Origin of the sequence: Scandinavium sp. M-37 (assembly GCF_043558715.1) — a bacterium.
GTDB classification, from domain to species: Bacteria; Pseudomonadota; Gammaproteobacteria; order Enterobacterales; family Enterobacteriaceae; genus Scandinavium; species Scandinavium vulneris_A.
In genome coordinates, this window is record NZ_JBIGIN010000034.1 from 25266 (window position 1) to 43908 (window position 18643).

Consider the following 18643-nt stretch of genomic DNA (forward strand, 5'->3'; position numbering starts at 1 on the left):
ATTGGGAGAGTCAGTGCTTGATCATCACATGGCGGATGGTGGTGTAATCCTCAAGCCCATAGACGGACATATCTTTGCCGTAACCGGATAATTTCATTCCACCGTGCGGCATCTCACTAACCAGTAAAAAGTGGGTGTTCACCCAGGTACAACCATATTGAAGCTGAGCACTTAAGCGATGCGCCCTGCCCACATCTCCGGTCCAGACGGAAGAAGCCAGCCCATACTCTGACTCATTCGCCCATGTGAGCACCTGCTCTTCTGTATCGAAGGGAGTGATACTGACCACAGGTCCAAACACTTCATGACGGACGATATCGTCTTCTTGTCGTGCCCCGGCAAGTAAGGTTGGTAGATAAAAATAGCCGTCGCGTTCTGCTTTGCTGCCGCCTGCGACTACTGTGATATGTTCAAGCTGTTTGGCTTTCTCTACCACATCACTCACCCGCTGCAAATGAGCCAGTGAGGTGAGAGGCCCCATTTCCGTCTGGCTATCCTGCGGTTCACCCATTTTTATATTGCGGATAGCAACACCGAGCTTTTCAACCAACTCATCATAAATATGGCGTTGTGCATAAATCCGGCATGCCGCAGTGCAGTCCTGGCCTGCATTATAAAATCCGAATGCACGTATCCCCTCAACCACTTCATCAATATTGGCATCATCGAAAACCAGTACCGCTGATTTTCCACCTAACTCCATATGATTGCGTTTTACCGTAGTGGCCGTGTGGCTGATAATATGAACTCCGGTGGCAACGGACCCGGTCAGCGAGACCATACGGACTTTCTCATGACCAGTGAGTACATCACCGATTATCTGACCGCGACCAAAGACAACATTCACCACGCCAGCAGGCAGAATATCCTTTGCCAGTTCCGCAAATTTTAACGTTGTCAATGGGGTTATTTCGGAAGGCTTTATGACGATGCAATTACCCGCCGCAATGGCCGGGGCTATTTTCCATGCTGCCATCATCAATGGGTAATTCCAGGGAGAGATGGAAGCAACGACCCCTACGGGATCCCGGCGAATCATGGATGTATAACCTTCCAGATATTCGCCCGCTGCCATGCCATTTTGACAACGTGCCGCACCGGCAAAAAAGCGAAAAATGTCGGCAGCAGCCGGAATTTCATCGTTAATCACCTGGTGTAAAGGCTTACCACAGTTCTGTGATTCAATACGGGCAAGTTCATCCGTGTGTTGTTCAATAGTGTCTGCGAGCTTTAACAAATATTCTGCACGGACTTTAGGGGATGTTTTTCCCCAGTGGTTAAATGCCTGTTCAGCCGCCAGTACTGCTTGATCAATTTGTGTTGGTGAAGCTTCTGTTAATTCAAATAACAACGCCCCCGTAGCGGGATTATAAATAGGTTGAGCTTCACCTTCCCCTGCGAGCATTTCTCCGTTGATCAGTTGACTTTCCTTCATCGCTTTCTCCACAAATAGTTAAGTAATAGCAAATCGTTTCTTTAAATCAGCGTCACACCTTAAAAGTGAATTGCATAATTTAGGTGTACATAATAAATAGCAACACCTATCTGTTTAGTAAATAACAATAAACAGAATACACAACCGCGAAATTATAAAAAACAGATAGTAATTAGCATTTTATTCAATGAGGTGTTTTTTTGTCATATTAATATGATTTAAGTTTTTAAACAAAAACCATGGAAACCCTCAAGGAAATTAACAGACAAGAAAAAATTAAAATGATGTTATGAGGAAAACTAAAACCAACAATGCTCACAGAGTAAAAAACCAAATTATTATCCACACTACCGGACAATTAAAAACAAATTCGGCAAAATGCATACTTGAGAAGATTATCCACTCCCAAAGCAAGAACACTTTAAATTTTAAACGTTGCAAATGAACAGCGGATTTGCTTAACTGATTATCGCTACCCTAATATCCCCCACCCTTCTCAATGACTCATGATTTAAAGGATGTAATATGATGATGGTTCGAGAGTGGTTTAGTCATAACTTGAGTGTCGCAGAGTCACTTTCAGTATTTGGGGTGTTTATAGGTGGTATCCTCATCTTTTTCATCTTCAAGTTTTTTATTTCACGCCATATTGTCAAAAAAATCATGGGATGTGAAAGTTGTCACAGTGACGATATCAATCAAAAAACTCGGGTATACAATAAGATTGCATTAATTGCGGGATTAGTGACAACTCTGGTGCTGGCAAAATATTTACCTTATGTTCCTCCTGCCGTGTTTAGCATCATCGAGCCACTCGTCAGTAGTTTGCTCATCGCGACAGTCGGTTGGTTTATCCTGAATACTCTCGATACGTTTTATATTAACTACACATTACGTGTAAAAAAAACGAACCTGTCGATTAAAGGCTATGTGCAACTCGCAAAAATACTTGTTTTTACTGGAACAGTAATACTAATTATAGCAACGCTTGCAGACAAATCGCCTTTTATAATCTTGTCCAGTCTTGGTGCTGTCGCCGCGATTATCCTGTTTTTGTTTCAACACACCCTGATTTCATTAGTGGCAAACTTGCAAGTATCTTCTTCCAACGCGATTCGTCTTGGTGACTGGGTTGAAATCCCTCACCTCAATATTGATGGGATCGTTACTGACCTGGCGCTGCATACGACAACGATACAAAACTGGGATAATACCGTATCCAGAGTCCCCACTAAGTCTTTCATTACAGAACACTTTACTAACTGGCAGCCGATGTTTACCTCAGGTGGCAGACGAATTAAGCGCTCTTTGTTTATTGACCAAAAAAGTGTCCATTTCATCACTGATGAGATGATTTTATCACTAGAGAAACTGTCTCAATTGACCCATGTCTCTTTTTTAGCGTTCGATAAGAAGCAACAACTCATCAGTAACTTAAGCCTGTTTAGGGAATTTATTGTTCAGTATTTGAAAAATCGTCCTGACATTCGTCAGGACATGCTGGTTATGGTACGTCAAGGATCTCCGGGTTCAGAAGGATTACCCATCGAGATCTATTGCTTTACATCAAAAGTGAGCTGGATAGAACATGAAAGAATTCAGTCGGAGATTTTTGAATTTCTGATCCCGATAACGCAATTTTTCTCCCTCCGTATCTACCAAAAGCTCTCAACTGAAGATCTTGTTAATGTTTTAACGACACCACGTGAAATCATTGATGTCAACAGAATGAATCATGAGAATGAATTGCAATAATGTGCCAGGATTTCAATTCGCGAAAATGAAAAAATCTTTTATCGCGCTAGCAATTCGGCTCCTCCATTGATAACAAACTGAACCCCCATGGCGACCAGCAAAAATCCCATTAACCGAGAAATTGCTTCGATGCCGCTATGACCCAACCGACGCATGATGACACCCGAGCCTTTTAGGCAGATCCACAACAGCAGCGATACCAATGCGAAGGTGATGGGTGGAGAGACCAAAAGTACCCATTCAGGAAACCCTGAGTTCATATTCATGGTTGTGGCGGTACTAATGATGACAGCAATAGTCCCCGGGCCTGCGGTCGTCGGCATCGCTAATGGTACGAAGGCAATACTACTGCCCCGCGCTTGCTCCAGCTCTTTCGATTTACACTTTGCTTCGTTTGATTCATGTACTGGCTCTTGAGGAAAAAGCATTTTGAAACCAATAAATGCGACGATCAATCCCCCTGTGATACGTAAGCCCGGAATAGAAATTCCGAATGTATGCATCACAAGTTGTCCGCCGTAATAGGCCACAAGCATGATAATAAAAACATAGAGTGCTGCCATTTTCGACTCTTGTTGGCGCCGGGCATAACTCATGTCCTCTGATATCCCAAGAAATACCGCAACGGTGATCAGTGGGTTTGCAAGGGGTAATATAACAGCCAGACCAAAACCAATAGACTTTAACAGTTCAATCATACAATCCTCTCAACGTTATCAGTCACATTTACTTTTACAAAAAGATATATTTCATCACCAGGGAATTATTTGGCACGGTCTAATGATGAAATCATACTTTGAATAAACTCTCGACGTTTATCCTCCGCAGGAAGCTGTAACAAAATACGCCTGAACCACTGCGTGGCGTCTCGACTATCATGTTTGCTTAAAGCTGCGTAGGCCAGTTGACTCATAATTTGAATATTATCCCGATCGTTTGAAAGTAATTGGGTGAGAATAGCGGTCGCCTGCTCGATATTAGACGCCACTCCGGTTTGTATTAATGCTGCAGAGTATTTCAGTGAAATATCGATTTCGGAAGGCTCCAACTTCCAGGCACGATAAAATGCGGCTAACGCTTCGGTATTATTCCCTATTTTCTCCTGCATGCGGCCTAATAGTTCCCATCCGTGGGCATTAAGTGGGTCGTCCTGCAAGCGTGTTCGTAATGCCAGCGCTACGTTGCGCTGTTGGCTATCATCCAGATTAACGTTCGGTGCCAGCAAGGATGGGGCCTTCGCCACCGCATCCTGCCATTCAATAACCTGTCGGATTCCAGTGGTATGCCAAAACAATATCGCCGTCACCAGCAACATGATAAATATCGCGCTGAATGCTGGCCCTTTATGCGATAAAACGGGTGTCCTCACACCGCGTAGCAAAAATCCGCACGTTATTGACAGGCTAATAATAGCGGTGATGATTAATCCAGTCATGGCATTGGATCCTTTTTATCACCAGAATGGACAGATTCAGCATCTCCAGAGTATCGTTGCGATTGCGATCGACGGAAGATCAATATCCCCCCAGCAAGCAATATGGCAAAAGGGACTAACCAGAGAATAATTGTTGAACCGGTAACAGGAGGCTGATAACTCACAAATTCACCGTAGCGAACCGTCATATATTCAATAATTTGTTGTCGGCTCTTACCCTGCTGCTGTAATTCGAACACTTTTATTCGCATATCGTCCGCAATCATCGCATCGGAATCGGCAATACTGCTGTTTTGACATTTCGGACAGCGCAACGATTGCGTTATTTCCCGCCACTGCATCTCCTGCGCATTATCGCGAAATGGCAGAAGGTCTATTTTAGCAAATAGCGGGCTGCAGTTTAGCGCCATCAGTAGGGTAAGCATCAAACGGATCATTTTTTCCCCTCCTCCTGAAAATGTTTCCATCGTGGCTCTATCTCCTTTTGCCAAACTTCTGGCGTTAGATTTCCCGTATGGCGGTACTGAATGATGCCTTTACCATCAATTAGAAACGTTTCCGGTGCGCCATAGACCCCAAAATCAAAACCAGCACTTCCCGTGGGATCGTATAAATTAAGGAGGTAAGGCGAGCCGAGGCTATGAAGCCATGCCTGCGCTTTGTCGCGTGTATCCTTATAATTGATGCCCACAATACGCACGCCCTGCTTTGCCAGAGTGTTGAGATACTGATGCTCAGCCCGGCAAGTCGGGCACCATGTCGCCCAAAAATTAATGAGCCAGGGTTGCCCATCTCTAAAGCGCGCCTGTGACACCGGACTCTGTTTTTCATCCAATGAGCCGATATACAACACCGGCACTGGAGTACCAATCAGCGCGGACTCCAGGCGTCGCGGATCATCGCCCTGCGCATTTTTCAGCAGTTGCCACCCTAAAAAAACGGTCAACCCTATGAACAGCATCAGCGGTATAAACAACAGGTTAGGTTTCATTTTGTTGCTCCCCCCTCTGGACTATGCGGCGGCGATAGCGTGGGTCCAGCGCACAGAGTAATCCGGCGAGCGCCATCATCAGCCCGCCTCCCCAGATCCAGTGTTGAAGCGGTTTATAATGAAGGCGTAACGTCCAACTGCCATCGCTGAGTTTTTCCCCCAGGGCAGCATAAAGGTCATAAGCCAAACCACGGTCAATGGCCGCTTCGGTAATCACTGCACGGCTATTGCGATAAAATCGCTTTTGCGGATTGAGTATTGCGCGCATTTTCCCCTTTTGACTCACAATAATCCGGGCGTTTTCTGCCTGGTAGTTTGCCCCTTGTTCGGTGTCGACACGCTGCAACGTAAAGTCAAATTTACGCACCGTAACCTTCGTACCGACCTGCATTTTGACGTCACGCTCGGCACTGTAATTCTGGCTAAACGTTATCCCCATCAACACAACCGCCACACCAGTATGCCCGAGTAACATCCCGCAAATACTCAGAGAGAGACGCCCAGGCCCTGAGATTGCCCGCCATAATGCAACACCGGTGAGCATAAAAATCCACAGTGAAAGCGTGACGCCAACCGTGCTTATCGGCATGACCGTTCCCTGCCAGCCCAATGGGATAACGACCCCGCCGACAAGTGAAATCAGCAACACAACGATGAAAACCGGCCATGCCTTTTTCTTTTCGTCGCGGCCCCAACGGATTAAAGGACCTATTCCTAACAACACACCAAGTGGCACAGCCAGTAATGTAAACATCAGGTTGAAAAACGGGGCACCGACAGAAATAGAGCCGAGTCCCACTAACTTGTGGACCAGTGGCAAAAGCGTGCCCAGCAAAACAACCGCCAGAGCTGTGACTAAGAGGAGATTGTTACTTGCCAGCAGCGTTTCGCGTGACCAGAGTGAGAAGTGGCCTTGACGCCACAATCGGTGACCCCGCAAGGCAAATAATAGAAGTGAGCTTCCGATAACCAGTGACATAAAAATCAAGACTGCCAATCCACGAGTAGGATCGGAGGCAAATGCGTGGACGGAAACTAATATCCCGGAACGTACCAGAAACGTTCCAAGTAAACTCAGTGTGAAAGCCGCAATGGCCAGCAATACAGACCATGCCTGAAATATGCCGCGTTTTTCCGTCACACTTAACGAGTGCAGTAATGCCGTGCCTGCCAGCCATGGTAGCAACGAGGCATTTTCAACAGGATCCCAGAACCACCAGCCTCCCCAACCGAGTTCGTAGTAAGCCCATGCAGACCCTAAAACAATACCAATGGTCAAAAAGCTCCACGCCATCTGGACCCAAGGGCGGAGCCATCTTACCCATTGTGTTGTCTTCACCTCACCCAGTAGTAAGGCAATGGCAAACGCAAATGGCACAGCAAAGCCTACATATCCCATGTAGAGCAACGGAGGATGCAGTATCAAGCCGGGGTCTTGCAAGAGCGGGTTAAGTTCTCTTCCCTCGACGGGGAAATCAGGCAACGTGCGTACGAAGGGGTTGGAAGTCAAAATAATAAATAACAGAAAACCCGCATTGATAATCGCCATCACGCCCAACATACGGGAAACCTGAGCAACTAACAGACGACCGCTACAAAATGCTACGGCGCACGTCCAGCCAGAAAGTAACCAGACCCAGAGTAGAATCGATCCTTCGTGGGCCCCCCATGCCGCCGCAATGCGATAATAAACGGGTAATTGGCTATTACTGTTTTGTGCGACGTAACGTACTGTGAAGTCGTTAGTAACCAGGGAATAAATTAACACGGCAAACGCCAGCGTTATTAAAATCGACATCAACGCTGTCAATATTCTGGTCGAATGAAGAATATTGTGCTGTGGATGTCGAATACCCCAAAATGGCCAGATGCTCAATACCACTGCAATAGCCGCTGCCAGGCAGAGAAAATAATTGCCTATTTCCGGTGTCATGGCGTTATGCTTCCTTGTTGTAATGATTGACGCGCTTTTTCTGTCAACCCGTCGGTAATGTCAGGCGGGGTATAATTTTCATCGTGTTTGGCCAACACTTGCTGCGCCGTAATCACACCGTTGCCTTTAAAAACACCTTGCGCTACAACACCCTGACCTTCACGGAATAAATCTGGCAGGATCCCGGTATAATTCACCTGGACACTGTTTTTCCCGTCATACACCCGAAAAGTGATATTCAGCGTGTGCAAATCACGCTTAATCGTGCCGGGCATCACCAGCCCACCAATGCGGAGCTGTTCTCCTGGGGAGGGCTTTTGTTGCGTTTCGTGTTTGCCGAACAAAATTTCTGTCGGAGTATAAAATAAATCAATACCCGAACGCAGAGCATAAAGAACTAAAGCCAAGGTCACCGCTACGCCCGCCAAAATGCCGCAGACGGTGAGTAAGCGTAATTTACGGCGTGGTGACATAGTGATTCTCCACTTTGTCCTTGCTGAGTGACTGCCGTCGGCGTAAGCGATTCTGCTGATTATTGATGTTTTTTAATAATGCGCGCCTGCTGATCATTATCGACATCAGCAAACCCAACAGCAGCAATATTGACACTCCCAGGGATCCCCATACATATTTGGCATATTCGCCCATGGCAAAAAAAGCCTGCCAACTATCAAACGCCAGGTTCATATTTCCTCCCTTCCTTTGCTGCTAGCGTTATGACCCACTCTCTCCGCTGTTCCATTTGCAAAATCAGATAACGCAGATTCATTAAAATGAAGGTAATAGCCAGCATCATGAATCCGATAATGCTCACTCGCAGGGGATAGCGCATTGCGGGAGCCAGTGTTTGCTGCAACTGTGTTGATTGCTGATGCAAGGTGTTCCACCATTCGACGGAATAATGAATGACAGGCAGATTGATACAGCCAATGAGCACCAGCAATCCCGCCGCACGAGCTCCCAGGCGACGATCGTCAAATGCGTGATAGAGTGTGATAATTCCCACGTAAATTAACAGCAAGATAAGTTCGGACGTTAATCTAGCATCCCATATCCACCAGGTTCCCCACATGGGTTTACCCCATAACGATCCTGTCACTAGCGCAATTAAGGTAAAGATGCCGCCGACCGGCGCAATAGCCATAGCCGACAGATCGGCCATTTTGATTTGCCAGACTACGCCGATAAATGCCGACACTGCCATAATGCTGTATAGCATCAGGGACAATATTGCCGAAGGGACGTGAATGTACATGATGCGATAGGCCTCCCCCTGCTGATAATCCGCCGGTGCAATAGCCAATCCCCAGATCATAGAAATAACCATGAGCAAAACGCTCAAGGGAACAAATAACCACAGTAATCGCCCACAAAGCGTATACAGATTGTGAGGAACTGCCATCGAATGGAGCCATTTCCACATGATTAATTCATCTCCATTATGATTAGCGTATCAGGACGCATGAATACGTAAGGCAGCAGCAGTCATAAAGGGAGATATTGTCAGACTCGCGGTCAATATCGCGCCCATAAAACTCAATTGGCTTCCCACGGGATAGCCCATTTCATACCGCCCTATCGCGCCAACTGCCAGGATAAGCACAGGGATAATCATCGGTAGGACCAATAAACTGAGTAACACCCCGCCCCGGCGCAGTGAGACTGTCAATGCTGCACAAGGAGCTGCCAGTAAACTCAATGTCGGTGTCCCAACCAATAACGTCAAAAACAACAATCCGGTATTTTTCACCGACATTCCCAGCAACAATCCAACAATCGGCGATAACAGCAGCAGCGGCAACCCAGTGACCAGCCAATTAACAACGATTTTTACTAAGACAATGACGGACAACGGTATGGGGAGAAGTCGGAGCTGATCCAGGGAACCATCCCGCCAGTCATCCTGAAATAATCCTCCCATTGTCAATAACATGGCCAATAGCGCAGCAACCCAGCATACGCCGGGCGCGATACGCGCAAGCATCACCATATCTGGCCCAATCGCGAGTGGAAACAGCACGATTACCGTCAAAAAAAACCACAGCGAATTGACCTGCTCAGACAGATTGCGTGATGCCAGCGTCAACTCCCGGACAAAAAGTCCACGCATCAGTGCAGTTCCAAATTCAACAACTGCACACGATTATGCGGAAACTGAACAGGTTGATGCGTGGTGAAAATGACTATCCCACCCCGGTCAGCATGGATGAGCATCTGCTGGGCCAATAGCGTACAACCGGTGCTGTCCAGCGCGGTAAATGGCTCATCGAGCACACACAACCGCGCATCGCTCAGCCAAAGTCTGGCTAACGCTACACGCCGTTGCTGACCCGCAGAAAGCGCGGCAACGGGGACATCTTCGTAGCCCCCAAGTGCTACCTTTTCCAGTGCCTGCCAACGTGCTGCCCGTGTCGTTGTAGGATGATAAAACTTCAGGTTTTCTTCCGCCGTTAACGTCATTTTCATCCCACTCTGATGGCCTACCCACAACACATTTTTCAGCATGATATTATTTGTATTGGTTTGAGAACCTTCCCAACGAATTGTCCCTGATGTTGCATTCAGTAAACCGATTATTACTTTTAGTAATGTGGACTTTCCCGAACCGTTATCTCCCGCAATTTGTAGCATATCGCCAGCATCCAGTTTAAAGGAAATTGAATCAAGTATTTTAAATTCACACTTTTCATATTTGATACTTTCAATTTCAAGCATGAACATTCACAACCCACGTTAATATTCCCCTCGGCAAAAGCTAGCACCGCAAAAACAGCCTGTAAATTAAAACCATTAGAAAAACAAAAGCAAAATAATCAATATCTGTTAAATATTCTCATTACACAGACCGCAACAGCCACACCATGCCGCAATCACGGGGATACACAGATTATTTACCCACAAAAACCAATGAAAAGAGAGCTAGACACCTTTGAAAATAAAATTGACAATATTTTTAGATGGTTTAGCTTTGATTTATTGATGGTCAACCTTTTGCCTTGAATGGCGACATTGGGATTAAAGTAATATTGATATTACTTGGTGACACTATGCCGAAAGATAAAGAAAAACCACAAACAACGCGAAGAGATTTTTTGCGTAAATCATTGTCATTAATACCATTAACTATCGTTGCACCGAGTGTGATGACATCAGCTTCCGCAGCAACTGGATCTGAAGGGGTAGTTAATGATTACATGCCGAATTTTTTTAATAACAGTGAGTGGGATTTTATACTCGCGGCTGTCGATCGCTTAATCCCCGTAGATGAGAATGGTCCCGGGGGTGTCAGCGAAGGGGTGCCAATATTTATCGATAAGCAAATGGAAATGCCGTATGGCTGGGGGCAATTATGGTACATGCATCCACCGTTTGTTTCCGCAATTCCTGAATTGGGATATCAGTCACATTTCGTCCCTCGCGAAATTTATCGACAGGGGATAAAAATGCTCAACAACCATTGCATAAAAAAATATGGAAAACCGTTCCATCTGCTTAATATAGCCGAACAGGACAATATTCTGCGCGAGGCTGAAAAAGACGCTATCCAGGATGGCAATATCAATAGCAAGCTTTTTTTCACCCAGTTGTTAGAAAATACCAAAGAAGGCTATTTAGCCGATCCTGTCCACGGAGGAAATCAAACCCTTGCATCGTGGAAATTAATTGGTTTCCCGGGTGCCAGAGCTGATTATCTGGATACCGTACATCGTCCCGGACAACCTTATCCCTATGGTCCAGTCAGTATTTCTCGTAAAAGGGGCACATAAATGAATAAGAAAACAAACCCCTCTGTTGATGTGGTCATTGTTGGATTTGGTTGGACAGGCTCCTTGATGGCAATGGAATTAGCAGACAGTGGTCTTTCCATTTTGGCATTGGAGCGTGGAGAGGATCGAGACACTTACCCTGATTTTGCGTATCCGCGTATCGCCGATGAATTAACTTACGCAGTACGGTTAAAGTTATTTCAAAATGCCGCAAAGGAGACCGTCTCAGTACGTCATAACTCTGCACAAACCGCGTTACCTTATCGCCGTTTTGGTTCATTTCTCCCAGGCGATGGTGTCGGTGGTGCCGGAACTCACTGGAATGGCATGCTTTGGCGACCTCTGGAAGCGGATATCAAAATGCGTTCCACGGTCATCGAAAAATATGGTGCCGATTTTATCCCGGACGACATGACGTTACAGGACTACCCTTTCACCTATGCCGAGATGGAACCTTGGTTTGATAAGTTCGAAAAAATCGTGGGTGCCGCAGGTCAGGCGGGCAATATCAACGGAAACCTCCAGCCAGGTGGTAATCCTTTCGAAGCCCCCCGGAAAAACGGCTATCCCACCAAACCACTGCAACGCCTGTATAGCGGAGAGTTATTTGCGAAAGCCGCTGAAAACCTCGGCTACAATCCTTTCCCCTGCCCGGCAGCGAACACGAGCGAACCGTGGATCAATCCTTATAACGTGCAGTTAGGCGTGTGTAATTATTGCGGCTACTGCGAACGTTTCGGTTGCTTCTGCTATGCCAAAGGTTCGCCACAAAGCTGTGTACTACCGGCTTTACGCCAGCGCAAAAACTTTGAACTACGAACCCAGGCCCACGTTATTCGAATTAATACAGACAGTTGTGGAACCACCGCAACCGGCGTTACCTATATTGACGCGCAGGGGAATGAAATAGAACAACCGGCAGACCTGGTTATCCTCAGTGCCTTCCAGTTACACAACGTCCGATTGTTGTTGTTGTCAGGGATTGGCAAACCTTACGACCCGGTCACAGGCGAAGGGGTAGTGGGGAAAAACTATGCCTATCAAATGACCGGTGGAGTCAGTCTGTTTTTCGACAAGGAACACATTTTCAATCCCTTTGCCGCAACAGGAGCGACTTCGACGTTCATTGATAATTTCAATTCAGAAAACTTTGATCATTCCGCCCTTGGGTTTATTGGTGGTGCAACCATTTCTCAGACCATTACAGGCGGGCGACCTATTCAGCAAATGTCGTTACCAAAAGGGACTCCGCAATGGGGTAGCGCTTGGAAATCATCCATCAAAGAACATTACCTGCACACCATTGGCATTGGCTCTTCAGGCTCGGTCATGCCCTATCGTCAATGTTATTTGGATCTTGATCCAACCTATAAAGATGCGTACGGCCAACCGCTGCTGAGAATGACGTTCGACTGGCAACAGAATGAACTGAAAATGACCCAATTCATTAAAGGAAAAACCGAGGGCATCGCCAAAGAGATGAACCCTTCAAGCTATCAGCTTGGCTTTAAGAATATGGAGAGTCACTACGATGTTCGCCCTTATCAATCCACGCATACAACGGGCGGCGCCATCATGGGGGACAACCCTCAGAACAGTGTCGTTAATAAATATTTGCAGTGTTGGGACGTGCCGAATCTGTTTGTCACCGGAGCAAGCTGTTTTCCGCAAAATCTTGCATACAACCCGACAGGGATCGTTTGTGCAACCACGTTATTTTCCGCTAACGAAATCCGGACGCGCTATTTGAATAATCCGGGTGCATTGGTTCAGGCATAGATAAGGAAATAATGATGAGAATGATGCTGTATCCCTTTGCCTGTGTTTGCGCCATGGTTCTATGTTCGCAGGCCGCTTATGCAGACGAAGAAGCCTCTATCGAACATGGGCGTTATCTGGCAACCGCCGCTGACTGCGGTGCGTGTCATACCATTGATGATACCAAACCCTTTGCGGGTGGGCTAAAAATAGGCAGCCCCGTAGGCAATATCTACTCCACTAACATTACCCCGGATAAGAAAACGGGTATTGGGGATTACCGTTACGAGGACTTTGAGCGTGCGGTAAGGCAAGGTATTGCAAAAGACGGCAGCATTCTTTACCCGGCCATGCCCTACCCGTCTTACTCTCGACTGAGCGACAACGATGTCCGTGATCTGTTTGCTTACTTCAAGAATGGTGTACAGCCTCAGGTTAATCCAAATCACGCGACCGATATTCCCTGGCCGCTGAACATGCGCTGGCCGCTTCATATCTGGAAATGGCTCTTTGCCAGCGATTCAGCAGAAAAGCCTAAATCAACGGATCCACAATGGTTGCGCGGGGCCTATCTCGTTCAATCTCTGGGCCACTGTGGTGCTTGCCACACTCCGAGAGGGGTGGCGTTTCAGGAAAAAGCACTGGATCACACCGACTCGGACTACCTGACCGGGGGCAAAATTGATAATTGGTATGCTCCAGCGCTGACGGGTGACTACGTCTTTGGTTTAGGTAAGTGGTCACAGCAAGATATCGTCGATTTTCTGGATACCGGGAAAAACGCCCACACAACCGCCTTTGGCCCGATGAAAGAAGTCATCACCAAAAGTACCCATCAGATGACGGACGAAGACCTGAATGCAATCGCTGTGTACCTTAAATCCCTTCCAGGGAAAAAGAATGACACCGTACTGATTGACGAGCCAACAACAGCACAAGCATTAGCGAAGGGTGATACCCGTGCTACCGGGGCGCAAACCTACGTTGATAGCTGTGCAGCTTGCCATCGCAGCGATGGGAAAGGCTATAGCGGGATCTTCCCGCCGCTTGCTCATAACCCAGCATTACTCAGCGATGACCCTTCCTCGGTGATAAGCATGATCCTCCTGGGTGGTGCTCAGCCTGTCACCGAGAGCGACATCACGGGAATTACTATGCCCGACTTTGCCGGTCAACTGAGTAATAAACAGGTCGCAGAAGTCGCCACCTTTATTCGTAACAGCTGGGGAAACCATGCGTCTCCGGTCACGGAGAAAGATGTCAAAAAGATTCGGGAAAGCATCATGTCATCACAGAAAAAATGATCTCCCGGAAGCAGCAGTAACTCGACTTCGTCGATGAGTGGTAAGGGTTATATTCACTTAATACAGAGGTAAGGATGAGAAATAAATATGTATTGATACTCGCCCTGGCGCTATTTTCCCAGGCAACAACCGTTTTCGCCGTTAGTAAAATGGACGCGCCTACTGATAATGAGCAAATCGTCAGAGCACACTTTCAGACAGATGGTTCGGTTAATCTTCCGAAGGATTTTCACCACTGGGTTCATGTGGGGACGTTTGTGAAAGAAAGCGGCAATAATCTTTTCGATAACAGTAAAATTGTCGCGCCACTCATTGCCAACACCTATATCGAACCAAGCGCATATCGACACTATATGGCCACAGGGAATTGGGCCGATGGTTCACAGATTGTGAAAGAGTTCACTGATGCTGAAAATGGTGAAAACTGCGATAAAGTTTCACACGTCTGCAAAACGCCATTCGGTACGGCGATATTCCAGGAAAGCTACACCGGCTACGGCTACATGGTCAAAGATAAAAAACGGTTCCCTGACGTGGCAGGTAACTGGGCATTTTTCACTACCGGAAATGTGAAACCCCCTTACCCTGAAACCGCAAAAGTAGAACCCGTGTCGAAGTGTTTAGCGTGTCATATCACGCATGCCAGCGATCAGGATTATGTTTTCGCTGCACAAAAAATCGGACTCGACAGAACCAGCCCTAATAATCCGTAATCAGTTGATTAGCATTATCATTCTCAATTATTTAACCTGGGAGACACCATGTTAATAAAACGTATCGACACCAGCTCGCGAATGAGTCAGGCATCGCAACTCGGGAACTTACTCGTATTGTCAGGCCAGGTTTCAGAAGGCGTTGACGTAACAGCGCAGACGGAAAGTCTTTTCCACAATATTGATGCTCTTTTGCAAAAAGCGGGTACCCATAAGTCCAACATTCTTTATGCCAACATATTCCTGACAGACATGAACACGTATGACGCTTTTAATGCTGTCTGGGATCAATGGATTGACGTGGATAACCAGCAATCACCTTCACGCTCAGCTATTCAGGTAGTTCGTCTGGCTAAACCTGAGTGGTTGGTTGAAGTGCAAGTTTTTGTTGGTGTTTGATTGATAATTCCCCTTATATAAGGAAACGTGCAATGAAAAATGAAACATACCCGAAAGAAACCGTTGCGTTAAATGATGACGAAATCTCCACCGAGTTGGCGGCGATTAATATGGCTGATATCGTCGTTCCCGAAGGGGCTAAACCGCTTCTTGAACGCCGTATGCGCTGTCGCGTACTTGAATGTCACCCCGGGAAGATCATTGCCCTTCATTCACACAAGAATCGCCCGGCGCTACTGTACGTGCTTCAGGGATCGGGTGAGGAACACAGCAACCAGCACACTGGGGTTCGTATCTGGAAAGAAGGCGATTGCTTCGCTGAATTTAACGATACCGAACATTGGATCAAAAACCGTTCTGATGTTGTACCACTTCGTGTTTTGACCTTTGACCTCATTGATGACGGCCCGACAACCGAAACCTGTAAAAGCGGTTGCTAAGCAATTTAGCCTGTCACAGGCATGAATCGCTGTGGCATAAAGCCTGAAACGATTGAGAGTTATCGCTTTTGATAGGGGAATCGAATCCTCATACCGATTACGCGGTAACTCTCTCTTTACCCTACCCTTCCCGTCATCACCTCAGGCCTAATCATGATACCAACAGGGAGTGCGTCATATATTTCTACTCAGGCACCACCCATTTTAGGTGCTATTTATCACTTTTTTCTGCAGAGGGTATTTTTTGCACTTGCACACCTACCTACTAGTTGATAGTCTTGGTTTCAGCAACACATAAAAACGAGTACGGGTTGGGGCTATTTCCGCAAGCGGTGCATCAACACCTGATGACCTCAACACTCTTTTGATGGCTAAAGCGGAACAAAAAGGGGCATCCGGTTACCGCATCACCAGCGTGAGTAATATGTCTCCTTACTCCGGTACAGCCACCTTGTATCGCTGAAAACGACACCGGTCACCGATGCCAGATATGCGCCGGTGACGTTCCAAAACAGAATCTGAACAAGAGGCCACACCATGAGCAAAAATTATTGTAAGGATCTTCAAGCGGTTAAAAACCTGTCGGAAGTGCAGTTCAACGTTACACAGAAAAGTGCCACCGAGCGTCCCTTTACAGGTGAGTACGACAAACATTTCGAAGAGGGTCTTTATGTCGATATCGTCTCCGGCGAGCCGCTGTTTTCATCGCACGACAAGTTTGATTCTGGTTGCGGATGGCCCGCTTTCAGCCAGCCACTGGAAGATAATGTCCGTAATTTGAGTGACCGCAGCCACGGCATGATCCGCACCGAAGTTCGCTCCCGTCATGCTGATAGTCATCTGGGACATGTTTTCCCGGACGGGCCAAAGGACAAAGGTGGGCTGCGCTATTGTATTAACTCTGCCTCACTGCGCTTTATCCCGGTAAATCGTCTGGCTCAGGAAGGCTATGAAGAATACGCTACATTGTTTGAAACAGGAGGTCAGCATGAAAACTGAAACTGCAATTCTGGCGGGCGGTTGTTTCTGGGGTATGCAAGAACTATTGCGTCACCTGGAGGGGGTTATCACCACCGAAGTAGGTTATATCGGCGGACGCAATGATAACCCTACCTATGGGTACCATCCAGGACATGCCGAAGCGGTGAAAGTGGTTTTTGACCCTGCCCGGCTGAGTTTTCGAACATTGCTGAAGCAATTTTTTCAAATACATGACCCTAGTACGATACGTCGCCAGGGTAATGATATTGGTTCCAGTTACCGCTCTTCCATCTTCTGGACCACGGAGGAGCAGAGGCAAGAAGCCATTCGGCTGATAGAGCAGATGGATGCATCGGGTATCTGGCCAGGGGTGATAGTGACTGAAGTGGAAAAGGCCAGTGAGTTTTGGCTTGCCGAGCCGGAGCATCAGGATTATCTGCAGCACCATCCGAACGGTTACACCTGCCATTTTGCCCGTCCCGAATGGCAGCTTCCTGAATAATTCTGCTATCCTACCCCCCACGTCCGGCGACCTTAATGTTTCCGGACGTATTTGCGATTAACAGAACCACTGACACACCGTTGCCCGGAGAAAAGTTATGTCCACCTACGATAGCCTCCTTGACCTGGCTGATACCCTTATCCAGGAAAATGGCTACCAGGGATTCAGTTATGCTGACCTGGCAACAGGGCTGGGGATCCGCAAGGCCAGTATTCACTATCATTTCCCAACCAAAACCGATCTGGGCATTGCTTATTGTGAACGCAAAGAGACGCGGCTCCTGCAGATGGAAGAGAAACTGCTAGTGCTCCCCGCTGGGAAAGCCCGCCTCGAGGCGTACATTGATGCTTTCGCGTACTGCGCGCAATCGGGGCAAATGTGTGGCGTCCATGCCATGTTGTCTGACTGCAATATGTTCGAACCGGCTCTGCAGGAAGCGGTAAGTCGGCTGGCACAAACGGACCTGCGGATCATCGCTGATATTTTGCAGACAGGACGAGACAGCTGTGAACTGGCATTCAGCAGTGATCCCACGGATCTTGCGATTATCATTAATTGCGCCGTTAAGGGCGCGCTGATGTTCAACCGTCTCCCGCCGCATAACGCTTCCGAGCGCACGAAGTTAGCCGTACAACAGCTGGTGAGTTGTCGCCTCTAAGTATGTATTTTCAGGGATTAGCTCATTCGCCTGTGGGCAGACGCTCAATGCTTAACCGAACGCATCAAAATCAAGAAAATATCCTTGACCGTTTTCATCCAAATCCCTATAGTACCGCCCCGTTGCCCCCGAGAGGTCAGGCAGCGAACAATATGGTGAGGTGTCCGAGTGGCTGAAGGAGCACGCCTGGAAAGTGTGTATACGGCAACGTATCGGGGGTTCGAATCCCCCCCTCACCGCCATATTCGAGATGAAAGCTCGTACGAAAGTACGGGCTTTTTTCTTTTATATTCTCCCGACAAGGGGGGATGAGAATCCCCGACCGGGGTTCGACAACTGGCGCCAGCCAGTTGGACAGACCGGACGCTTGCGGACGGGCTGCCCGCAGGGTGAGCGTAGCGAATCACAAAAAACGCCGGGAGCGTTTTTGAACAACGCTTGCGTTGGCCCCAAAGGGGCGAGGCCCATGGATGGGCCGAGTAATCCCCCCCTCACCGCCATATTCGAGATGAAAGCTCGTACGAAAGTACGGGCTTTTTTCTTTTATATTCTCCCGACAAGGGGGGATGAGA

At 47.4% G+C, this 18643-nt stretch carries 22 protein-coding genes, 1 tRNA gene and 1 other RNA gene; 13 read left to right on the forward strand and 11 right to left on the reverse strand.

Translation table 11 applies throughout. From position 1 onward, the window contains the following. Positions 1–10: 10 nt before the first annotated feature. Positions 11–1435 carry a gamma-aminobutyraldehyde dehydrogenase gene (locus ACG0Z5_RS19630; protein WP_394450377.1) on the reverse strand — a complete coding sequence of 475 codons (1425 nt, stop codon included), beginning with the start codon at positions 1433–1435 and terminating at the stop codon, positions 11–13. A gap of 525 nt (positions 1436–1960) precedes the next feature. Between ACG0Z5_RS19630 and ACG0Z5_RS19635 the strand changes: the two genes are divergently transcribed. After that, the gene (locus ACG0Z5_RS19635) at positions 1961–3190 is read left to right on the forward strand and encodes a mechanosensitive ion channel family protein (protein WP_394450379.1); all 1230 of its coding nucleotides are present in this window, start codon (positions 1961–1963) and stop codon (positions 3188–3190) included. 38 nt (positions 3191–3228) lie between these two features. Here the strand turns inward: ACG0Z5_RS19635 and ACG0Z5_RS19640 are convergent, their stop codons facing one another. The 10 genes from ACG0Z5_RS19640 to ccmA form a co-directional block, all read right to left on the reverse strand. Further along, positions 3229–3888: a MarC family NAAT transporter gene (locus ACG0Z5_RS19640; protein WP_394450381.1), complete on the reverse strand. Its 660-nt coding sequence runs from the start codon at positions 3886–3888 to the stop codon at positions 3229–3231. 65 nt (positions 3889–3953) lie between these two features. Further along, positions 3954–4625 (reverse strand): tetratricopeptide repeat protein, encoded by a 672-nt coding sequence (locus ACG0Z5_RS19645; protein WP_394450383.1) that lies wholly within the window; start codon positions 4623–4625, stop codon positions 3954–3956. Further along, positions 4622–5092 (reverse strand): cytochrome c-type biogenesis protein CcmH, encoded by a 471-nt coding sequence (locus tag ACG0Z5_RS19650; RefSeq protein ID WP_394450385.1) that lies wholly within the window; start codon positions 5090–5092, stop codon positions 4622–4624. The genes ACG0Z5_RS19645 and ACG0Z5_RS19650 overlap by 4 nt, the downstream gene beginning before the upstream one ends. Beyond that, positions 5059–5616, reverse strand: coding sequence for a DsbE family thiol:disulfide interchange protein (locus tag ACG0Z5_RS19655; RefSeq protein WP_394450387.1), 558 nt, complete (start codon positions 5614–5616; stop codon positions 5059–5061). The genes ACG0Z5_RS19650 and ACG0Z5_RS19655 overlap by 34 nt, the downstream gene beginning before the upstream one ends. Then, positions 5606–7549: a heme lyase CcmF/NrfE family subunit gene (locus ACG0Z5_RS19660; RefSeq protein WP_394450389.1), complete on the reverse strand. Its 1944-nt coding sequence runs from the start codon at positions 7547–7549 to the stop codon at positions 5606–5608. The genes ACG0Z5_RS19655 and ACG0Z5_RS19660 overlap by 11 nt, the downstream gene beginning before the upstream one ends. Continuing rightward, on the reverse strand, positions 7546–8022 hold the full coding sequence (ccmE, locus tag ACG0Z5_RS19665; protein WP_394450391.1) for a cytochrome c maturation protein CcmE: 477 nt from the start codon (positions 8020–8022) through the stop codon (positions 7546–7548). The genes ACG0Z5_RS19660 and ccmE overlap by 4 nt, the downstream gene beginning before the upstream one ends. Then, the gene (ccmD, locus tag ACG0Z5_RS19670) at positions 8006–8236 is read right to left on the reverse strand and encodes a heme exporter protein CcmD (RefSeq protein ID WP_394450394.1); all 231 of its coding nucleotides are present in this window, start codon (positions 8234–8236) and stop codon (positions 8006–8008) included. The genes ccmE and ccmD overlap by 17 nt, the downstream gene beginning before the upstream one ends. Beyond that, a complete protein-coding gene (locus ACG0Z5_RS19675; RefSeq protein ID WP_394450396.1) occupies positions 8220–8972 on the reverse strand; it encodes a heme ABC transporter permease in 753 nt (250 codons plus the stop codon). Before ACG0Z5_RS19675 ends, ccmD begins: the two co-directional genes overlap by 17 nt. Before the next feature lie 30 nt (positions 8973–9002). Next, positions 9003–9662, reverse strand: a complete 660-nt coding sequence (gene ccmB / locus ACG0Z5_RS19680; protein ID WP_394450417.1) for a heme exporter protein CcmB — start codon at positions 9660–9662, stop codon at positions 9003–9005. After that, positions 9659–10270, reverse strand: coding sequence for a cytochrome c biogenesis heme-transporting ATPase CcmA (gene ccmA / locus ACG0Z5_RS19685; protein WP_394450398.1), 612 nt, complete (start codon positions 10268–10270; stop codon positions 9659–9661). The genes ccmB and ccmA overlap by 4 nt, the downstream gene beginning before the upstream one ends. A gap of 326 nt (positions 10271–10596) precedes the next feature. On the opposite strand from ccmA, the gene ACG0Z5_RS19690 reads away from it, so the two are divergent. The 12 genes from ACG0Z5_RS19690 to ACG0Z5_RS19745 all read left to right on the forward strand — a co-directional run bounded on the left by ACG0Z5_RS19690 (position 10597) and on the right by ACG0Z5_RS19745 (position 18571). Then, entirely contained in the window at positions 10597–11316 is a 720-nt protein-coding gene (locus ACG0Z5_RS19690) for a gluconate 2-dehydrogenase subunit 3 family protein (protein ID WP_394450400.1), read from the forward strand. Then, positions 11317–13095 carry a GMC family oxidoreductase gene (locus ACG0Z5_RS19695; RefSeq protein ID WP_394450402.1) on the forward strand — a complete coding sequence of 593 codons (1779 nt, stop codon included), beginning with the start codon at positions 11317–11319 and terminating at the stop codon, positions 13093–13095. Between the two features lie 20 nt (positions 13096–13115). Next, on the forward strand, positions 13116–14378 hold the full coding sequence (locus ACG0Z5_RS19700; protein WP_394450404.1) for a c-type cytochrome: 1263 nt from the start codon (positions 13116–13118) through the stop codon (positions 14376–14378). Between the two features lie 74 nt (positions 14379–14452). Then, a complete protein-coding gene (locus ACG0Z5_RS19705) occupies positions 14453–15091 on the forward strand; it encodes a cytochrome P460 family protein (RefSeq protein WP_394450407.1) in 639 nt (212 codons plus the stop codon). 48 nt (positions 15092–15139) lie between these two features. Further along, positions 15140–15490 (forward strand): RidA family protein, encoded by a 351-nt coding sequence (locus ACG0Z5_RS19710; protein WP_394450409.1) that lies wholly within the window; start codon positions 15140–15142, stop codon positions 15488–15490. 32 nt (positions 15491–15522) lie between these two features. Next, positions 15523–15930 (forward strand): cupin domain-containing protein, encoded by a 408-nt coding sequence (locus ACG0Z5_RS19715; RefSeq protein WP_394450410.1) that lies wholly within the window; start codon positions 15523–15525, stop codon positions 15928–15930. A 319-nt stretch (positions 15931–16249) separates the two neighbouring features. After that, entirely contained in the window at positions 16250–16393 is a 144-nt protein-coding gene (locus tag ACG0Z5_RS19720) for a DUF1471 domain-containing protein (protein WP_394450420.1), read from the forward strand. 74 nt (positions 16394–16467) lie between these two features. Beyond that, on the forward strand, positions 16468–16929 hold the full coding sequence (gene msrB, locus ACG0Z5_RS19725; RefSeq protein WP_394450411.1) for a peptide-methionine (R)-S-oxide reductase MsrB: 462 nt from the start codon (positions 16468–16470) through the stop codon (positions 16927–16929). Further along, a complete protein-coding gene (msrA, locus tag ACG0Z5_RS19730; RefSeq protein ID WP_394450412.1) occupies positions 16919–17413 on the forward strand; it encodes a peptide-methionine (S)-S-oxide reductase MsrA in 495 nt (164 codons plus the stop codon). The genes msrB and msrA overlap by 11 nt, the downstream gene beginning before the upstream one ends. A gap of 97 nt (positions 17414–17510) precedes the next feature. Continuing rightward, a complete protein-coding gene (locus ACG0Z5_RS19735; RefSeq protein ID WP_394450414.1) occupies positions 17511–18071 on the forward strand; it encodes a TetR/AcrR family transcriptional regulator in 561 nt (186 codons plus the stop codon). Positions 18072–18225: 154 nt separating this feature from the next. Then, a tRNA-Ser gene (locus ACG0Z5_RS19740) sits at positions 18226–18313 on the forward strand. Between the two features lie 45 nt (positions 18314–18358). Further along, positions 18359–18571, forward strand: a non-coding RNA gene (locus ACG0Z5_RS19745) — RtT sRNA. Positions 18572–18643: the final 72 nt, after the last annotated feature.

Coding starts and splice junctions, on each gene's coding strand:
- ACG0Z5_RS19630 (WP_394450377.1), bottom strand. CDS start 1,435: ATGAAGGAAAGTCAACTGATCAACGGAGAAATGCTCGCAGGGGAAGGT.
- ACG0Z5_RS19675 (WP_394450396.1), bottom strand. CDS start 8,972: ATGTGGAAATGGCTCCATTCGATGGCAGTTCCTCACAATCTGTATACG.
- ACG0Z5_RS19735 (WP_394450414.1), top strand. CDS start 17,511: ATGTCCACCTACGATAGCCTCCTTGACCTGGCTGATACCCTTATCCAG.
- ACG0Z5_RS19640 (WP_394450381.1), bottom strand. CDS start 3,888: ATGATTGAACTGTTAAAGTCTATTGGTTTTGGTCTGGCTGTTATATTA.
- ACG0Z5_RS19650 (WP_394450385.1), bottom strand. CDS start 5,092: ATGGAAACATTTTCAGGAGGAGGGGAAAAAATGATCCGTTTGATGCTT.
- ACG0Z5_RS19705 (WP_394450407.1), top strand. CDS start 14,453: ATGAGAAATAAATATGTATTGATACTCGCCCTGGCGCTATTTTCCCAG.
- ACG0Z5_RS19710 (WP_394450409.1), top strand. CDS start 15,140: ATGTTAATAAAACGTATCGACACCAGCTCGCGAATGAGTCAGGCATCG.
- ACG0Z5_RS19695 (WP_394450402.1), top strand. CDS start 11,317: ATGAATAAGAAAACAAACCCCTCTGTTGATGTGGTCATTGTTGGATTT.
- msrA (WP_394450412.1), top strand. CDS start 16,919: ATGAAAACTGAAACTGCAATTCTGGCGGGCGGTTGTTTCTGGGGTATG.
- ccmA (WP_394450398.1), bottom strand. CDS start 10,270: ATGTTCATGCTTGAAATTGAAAGTATCAAATATGAAAAGTGTGAATTT.
- ACG0Z5_RS19645 (WP_394450383.1), bottom strand. CDS start 4,625: ATGACTGGATTAATCATCACCGCTATTATTAGCCTGTCAATAACGTGC.
- ACG0Z5_RS19700 (WP_394450404.1), top strand. CDS start 13,116: ATGATGCTGTATCCCTTTGCCTGTGTTTGCGCCATGGTTCTATGTTCG.
- ACG0Z5_RS19660 (WP_394450389.1), bottom strand. CDS start 7,549: ATGACACCGGAAATAGGCAATTATTTTCTCTGCCTGGCAGCGGCTATT.
- ACG0Z5_RS19715 (WP_394450410.1), top strand. CDS start 15,523: ATGAAAAATGAAACATACCCGAAAGAAACCGTTGCGTTAAATGATGAC.
- ACG0Z5_RS19655 (WP_394450387.1), bottom strand. CDS start 5,616: ATGAAACCTAACCTGTTGTTTATACCGCTGATGCTGTTCATAGGGTTG.
- ACG0Z5_RS19690 (WP_394450400.1), top strand. CDS start 10,597: ATGCCGAAAGATAAAGAAAAACCACAAACAACGCGAAGAGATTTTTTG.
- ccmD (WP_394450394.1), bottom strand. CDS start 8,236: ATGAACCTGGCGTTTGATAGTTGGCAGGCTTTTTTTGCCATGGGCGAA.
- msrB (WP_394450411.1), top strand. CDS start 16,468: ATGAGCAAAAATTATTGTAAGGATCTTCAAGCGGTTAAAAACCTGTCG.
- ACG0Z5_RS19635 (WP_394450379.1), top strand. CDS start 1,961: ATGATGATGGTTCGAGAGTGGTTTAGTCATAACTTGAGTGTCGCAGAG.
- ccmE (WP_394450391.1), bottom strand. CDS start 8,022: ATGTCACCACGCCGTAAATTACGCTTACTCACCGTCTGCGGCATTTTG.